At 32.4% G+C, this 5,059-nt stretch carries 5 protein-coding genes; all 5 read right to left on the bottom strand.

The window, feature by feature from the left end; translation table 11 throughout:
* Positions 1–114 precede the first annotated feature (114 nt).
* On the bottom strand, positions 115–1,641 hold the full coding sequence (locus ASG21_RS19780) for a hypothetical protein (RefSeq protein WP_056085049.1): 1,527 nt from the start codon (positions 1,639–1,641) through the stop codon (positions 115–117).
* Between the two features lie 154 nt (positions 1,642–1,795).
* Positions 1,796–2,422 carry a hypothetical protein gene (locus ASG21_RS19775; protein WP_056085046.1) on the bottom strand — a complete coding sequence of 209 codons (627 nt, stop codon included), beginning with the start codon at positions 2,420–2,422 and terminating at the stop codon, positions 1,796–1,798.
* Between the two features lie 160 nt (positions 2,423–2,582).
* Positions 2,583–3,068, bottom strand: a complete 486-nt coding sequence (locus ASG21_RS19770; protein ID WP_056085042.1) for a hypothetical protein — start codon at positions 3,066–3,068, stop codon at positions 2,583–2,585.
* A 166-nt stretch (positions 3,069–3,234) separates the two neighbouring features.
* The gene (locus ASG21_RS19765; RefSeq protein WP_056085038.1) at positions 3,235–4,011 is read right to left on the bottom strand and encodes a hypothetical protein; all 777 of its coding nucleotides are present in this window, start codon (positions 4,009–4,011) and stop codon (positions 3,235–3,237) included.
* Between the two features lie 190 nt (positions 4,012–4,201).
* Positions 4,202–4,858 carry a hypothetical protein gene (locus ASG21_RS19760; protein ID WP_128414378.1) on the bottom strand — a complete coding sequence of 219 codons (657 nt, stop codon included), beginning with the start codon at positions 4,856–4,858 and terminating at the stop codon, positions 4,202–4,204.
* Positions 4,859–5,059 lie beyond the last annotated feature (201 nt).

The raw sequence follows: 5,059 nt of genomic DNA, 5'->3' as shown, positions 1-5,059 counted from the left end.
TGGGGCAATCGAAGCACAAATCTTCAATTTTGCACAAAAGTTGAACCGAAGAACAACCGTTGATCTTTGCAGTTTCGCCCCACTATTGCAAAACCCTTGTTGTACGCAGTTTTTTTATTTCTTATACATAGTTAACTCACAAAGATTTGTATTGTATTGTAATTTTATCACTTTATTTTCAATTTCCCATTCTTGGAGTCCACTTTTATCACCGAGTTTACTTGTAATTGGATTTCCCAATTTAGCAGATAGAAATTCAGATAACCAAACGAATTTTGGTTCATATACATATTTATCTTTACTCATAGATTCTGCAACAGAAAAGTCAACTTCATTTTTAAATGAAGATTTATTTTTCCCCCATTCAAATTCAATTAACTGAATCGATGTATCTCTTTCTCCATAGTAATACATTGTGTTCAATTTGAATATTGAATTTTCTAGTTTTCTGTAAACTCTAGGAGTTTCAATATCTTTTCCATCCAATAAATAATGAGACATTTTATGATTTTGAGTTAAATCTCTTGCATCTTCTTTTAATTCAATAGAATCAATATCTTTAAGAAATAATTTATGAAAATTTGAGAAATAATAGTCAAAAGTTTTTTCAAACCATTGTTTCATTTTTGCTTCGCCTAATTCATTTTCCTTAAATATATTTTTAAAAGTTGTTACCAATATATCATTCTCATTTATTTCTAAAATACCATATTCATTATCTCTTTTTGTTGAAAACTGAATTGTTTGGTATTTGTTTTTCTGAATTTGATTTCTCCAGTCGTAACTCCATTGGTAAGGAATAATTTCTTTAGTAAAATCATATACTTTCACTAATTTATTATCTTCAGTTATTCCAATTTTTGTCGAAATACTGTCTTTGTAAATATGATATAATTTATTATTAGAAATGAAAGAGGTTGCAAATGAAAATTTTGGATTGAAATAATCATCATTTTTGTATTCATAAATAATTTCAGCACCTTTCAAAGAATTACTTCCTTGTCGAAAATAATCTTCTGTTAAAACCGCTTTTTTATAATCGTAAGGTTCTTTGCTTAATTCCATTTTTTGAGGATTAGCAATTTTGAGAATTTTATTTCCCAATGTTACGAAGTATGCATTTTCTAATTTATTAATGATAGGACTTGAACCTGCAAATTCATACTGTTTATTAGTCTTTTTATCGTTAAACCAAGTTACTCCTCCCCATTCTCCAAAATCTAAAGAATAAACATCGTAATTATTGTCTTCATAAAACAAATCAATTGCTTTTTTAGTTTCAATCCATTTGTTATTCTTTAAATAAAAAGTATTTTGGTCGTAGTATTCAGTTGTGAAAATGGTGTCATTTTTCACATACAAATCATAATAAAAAGTCTGTAATTTGTCGGGAACAGTAATTTTTGATTCTGTTTTACCGTTTTTGTCAAGAATATAAAAATGATGAGTTGAGCCAGAACTAAATTTGTCATTGTCAGTAGTAAAATAACAATAGAATTTTCCGTTATGTTTTAGCCAAGGTCCAGGACTTCCTGGAATATTTATTTCAAAATTTTCATATTTTACATTAAAATCTTGTTCCTGTGATTGACAAGATTGTGTGAATAAAAATAAAATAGTGATTTGGAGTATTGTTTTCATAAAATTGCGGACAACGTTCAAGCATTGGCGTTGTAGGGGCAATCAGGGCTCGTCAGCCCAATGCTTGCACCAAAGATAAATTGAATTACAAATGTTGAGCCTTTGTTCGTCAGCCCCTATAACGCCAATGCAATGTTAGCGGCTGCTTTTATCGTCATTTTGCAATTATCCCCACACCTATTAATGGTTCATTTTCTTCAAGGGCAATTGAAGTTTCTACTGTAAAACTCCACCAATTCTCAAATCCTAAATCATCGTCTTGCTTGCCTTTATTTATATCAGCTAATTCTTTCCACGCCTTACAATACATTATAAAGCTGTTCATAAACGACAATCTGTATTTCAATGACGTTGTTTCAGAAAAATGTAGTCTGATTCCTTTTTCTTTCGATAAGGAAAGGATAATTTGTTCACCGTCAGTTGTCAAAAATGCAAAAGCCTGAAAATTATCAGGAAGCCCTAACCTGAAAGTCTTTTCGTCAACAAGTTTTTGTGTCTTCAACAGGTCGGCCACGATGTAAGACCAATAATTTTTAGTCAGAGAATAAGCAGTTGACCACTTATCAACCATTGGCGATGATGCAAAATTATTGTCTTGGTCACAAGGAAGCCACATTGCAAACTCAACTTCTTTCAATTCATTCCATTCAATCGACTCTTGAATCAAATGCTGAAAATTTAAAATTACATTTCCTCGAGAGCCGTCTAATTCACCATCTTGTTTATTGTCTTGTGAACCGTGCTTAGTTTGTCCACCAAAAAAATTCTTAAATATGCCCATTGTCGTTTTATTAAAGTTGCCGCTAACGTTTCGGGGCTTGGCGATGGCGGGCAAAACGAAGCGGAAACTTTCAACTAAAATATAAATTTCTACCGAAGCACAAAACGTGAACTTTGTACTTTCAGCCCGCTATTGCCAAACCCTTGTTAGCTGTGTTTTTTTAGTCAGTTAGTTTTCCGTCTTTATAATTTTGAATTATTTTATCTTTTCCGTTTTCGTTGTACATTTCCCATTTTCCGTCGTAAACACCATTTTTCCAATTTCCAATTCCTCGTAATTGTCCGTTTTCATACCAATATTTGTGCGTCCCGTTTGGTTTTCCATCAATAAATTCACCTTCACGTGCTTTAGTCCCGTTAGAGTGCCAATATTCCCAATTCCCGTTTTCTTTAAGATTTTTAATTAAACCTTTGGAATAGATATTTCCGTTAAAATAATAAGATGTTTTATCTCCATCAGTTATTGGTTTAAATTCAAGTTTTTCTGCTTTTTTAGGTGATAAATTTTGTCCATTTTTAATAAAGTCAGATTTTCCAATTAGTGTGTCTTCCACATAAATTTCGTATTCATCTAAGTTTATGTTTTGAGAAAATAAATTTCCAAAAGTTAGAATTGAAAAAGTTAATGTCAGTAATATTCTTTTCATCGGGGGGCTTTGTTTAAAATCACAGCTAACGTTTCGGGGCTTGGCGATGGCGGGCAAATCGAAGCCGAAACCTTCAACTACAATACAAATTTCAACCGAAGTACAAACCGTGAATTTTAGACTTTCCGCCCGCTATTGCCAAACCCTTGTTAGCGGTTCGGCTTTTTTATTCGTCATCATAGTTAGTTTCCTTTGTTGGTTTTGAAAATTTCAATGGTTCTCCCGACCAAGCTGTCAAGTTACCTGATGCATCCATAAATGAAAATTCAACTTCATAATTGTCGCTTTTTTCCTCAAAGTCAAATGCACCTGAACACATACCGTGTCCAACTTTTATTTTGTCTCCATCAGGTTGTATATAGTAAGTTGTCTTTTTTCCAGTTTTTTGATTTTTTACGGTAGTTTTTATAATTACTTCTGAATTGTCCTTTACTGGATTACTGAATATTACGTGAATTGAAGGTCCGCAACCAAAGTGAATAAGTGTCTTTTCCAATTCTTTTGGTTTCGATATAAGTTGTGGTTTTTCATTGTCTTTTTCGTGAACAACTTTATAAGTCACTGGCTCATACTTTTGAATTGTCTTGTTGTACTTATTAAAACTTTCATATTTAGGCAAATTGTCAATATGCATTGTGTATTCAAGTCCAGCTTCTAATTCAGTTTCTGGTTTTAATACTGCTTGTGTCAAATAAAATTGTCCAACACAGATTTCAGTTACCAGAAGTTTAATTTTTTTATTTCCACTTCTAAGATAAATATTGTGTTTTTTGTTAAGTCCTTTAATTACCTTTTGACTTTCTGCATAACCATCAAGAACAAAAATTGCATTTTGCTTAATTGTTTGTCCACTTGGAAAAATCCAAATTCCCGTTCCCGCACAGTCTGCATAAACTGTTGCTGTGCAAAAAAGTCCAATTATTATTGTTAAAAGCATTTTCATAAAGTTTGTATTTGTTTATGAGCTGTTATTTTAAGCTGACCGCTAACGTTTTGGGGCTTTGCGATGGTGGGGCATTAGAAGCACAAGTCTTCAATTTTGCACAAAAGTTGAACCGAAGAACAACTGTTGAACTTTGCAGTTTCGTCCCACTATCGCAAAACCCTTGTTAGCGGTTCGGGCTTCTTTCTGTCTACGGATATTCAAAGCCAAATTCAATGTTTTCAAGTTTATCATTAGTCAGTTTATATTTTGCATAATAGATTGGCATATTGTTGCTCGTTAATAATTTTGTCTTACTGTCGTTTGGAAGTTCAATTCGGTAGTTAAGTTCAATATTATTTCTTGTGCTGTCTTTGGTTTCATAGCAAGTTCCGAGTTTTTCAATAATTTCTCTTTTGCTTATTCCGAGTTTAATACCCTTTTCGGTTTCGAATACCTTTGAATTTATTTTTCGGAAATTCTTCTGTGACTTGTCAGCATACGAAATATTAAAAATACTCACTTGACTATAATAACTTCCTGGATGAATAGTTAGTCCAAGTTTTTGTTTTTTGTCATTCGAGTAGAAAATATGAGTTGAGTCACCTTCTAATTTTGTTTGTTTTCCTAATATTTTCAATATGCTTTCAACATTTCCTATTTTAATACCAACAACAGATGTGTCTGGTTCAACAAAAGCACATTTTGATTTATTCAATTCTTGTTGTTTTTCATACTCTTCCCGTAATTCTTTGTCTGGTTCTGGAACAAGTTCTATTCTGTTGTTTTTTTCAACAGATTTTGTCTCCGAATTATTGCAGTTTGTCAAGAGTAAGATTATCAATATTGCTAAAAATATAATTTTCATTTTTATTTCGGTTTGTGTCGTCATAGCCTGACCGCTAACGGTTCGGGGCTTGGCGATGGCGGGCAAACCGAAGCCGAAACTTTAAACTAAAATACAAATTTCAACCGAAGCACAAAACGTGAATTTTAGACGTTCCGCCCGCTATTGCCAAACCTTTGTTAGCTGACGTTTTTTATTTCCTCTATTCTGTCAAACACATTA

The organism is Chryseobacterium sp. Leaf394, from assembly GCF_001424105.1.
In the GTDB taxonomy this organism is placed as follows: Bacteria; Bacteroidota; Bacteroidia; order Flavobacteriales; family Weeksellaceae; genus Chryseobacterium.
This window is presented reverse-complemented; position numbering and strand designations above follow the sequence as displayed.

Excerpts from the sequence above, each read along its gene's own strand:
- ASG21_RS19780 (WP_056085049.1), bottom strand. The coding sequence starts at position 1,641 with ATGAAAACAATACTCCAAATCACTATTTTATTTTTATTCACACAATCT.
- ASG21_RS19775 (WP_056085046.1), bottom strand. The coding sequence starts at position 2,422 with ATGGGCATATTTAAGAATTTTTTTGGTGGACAAACTAAGCACGGTTCA.
- ASG21_RS19770 (WP_056085042.1), bottom strand. The coding sequence starts at position 3,068 with ATGAAAAGAATATTACTGACATTAACTTTTTCAATTCTAACTTTTGGA.
- ASG21_RS19765 (WP_056085038.1), bottom strand. The coding sequence starts at position 4,011 with ATGAAAATGCTTTTAACAATAATAATTGGACTTTTTTGCACAGCAACA.
- ASG21_RS19760 (WP_128414378.1), bottom strand. The coding sequence starts at position 4,858 with ATGAAAATTATATTTTTAGCAATATTGATAATCTTACTCTTGACAAAC.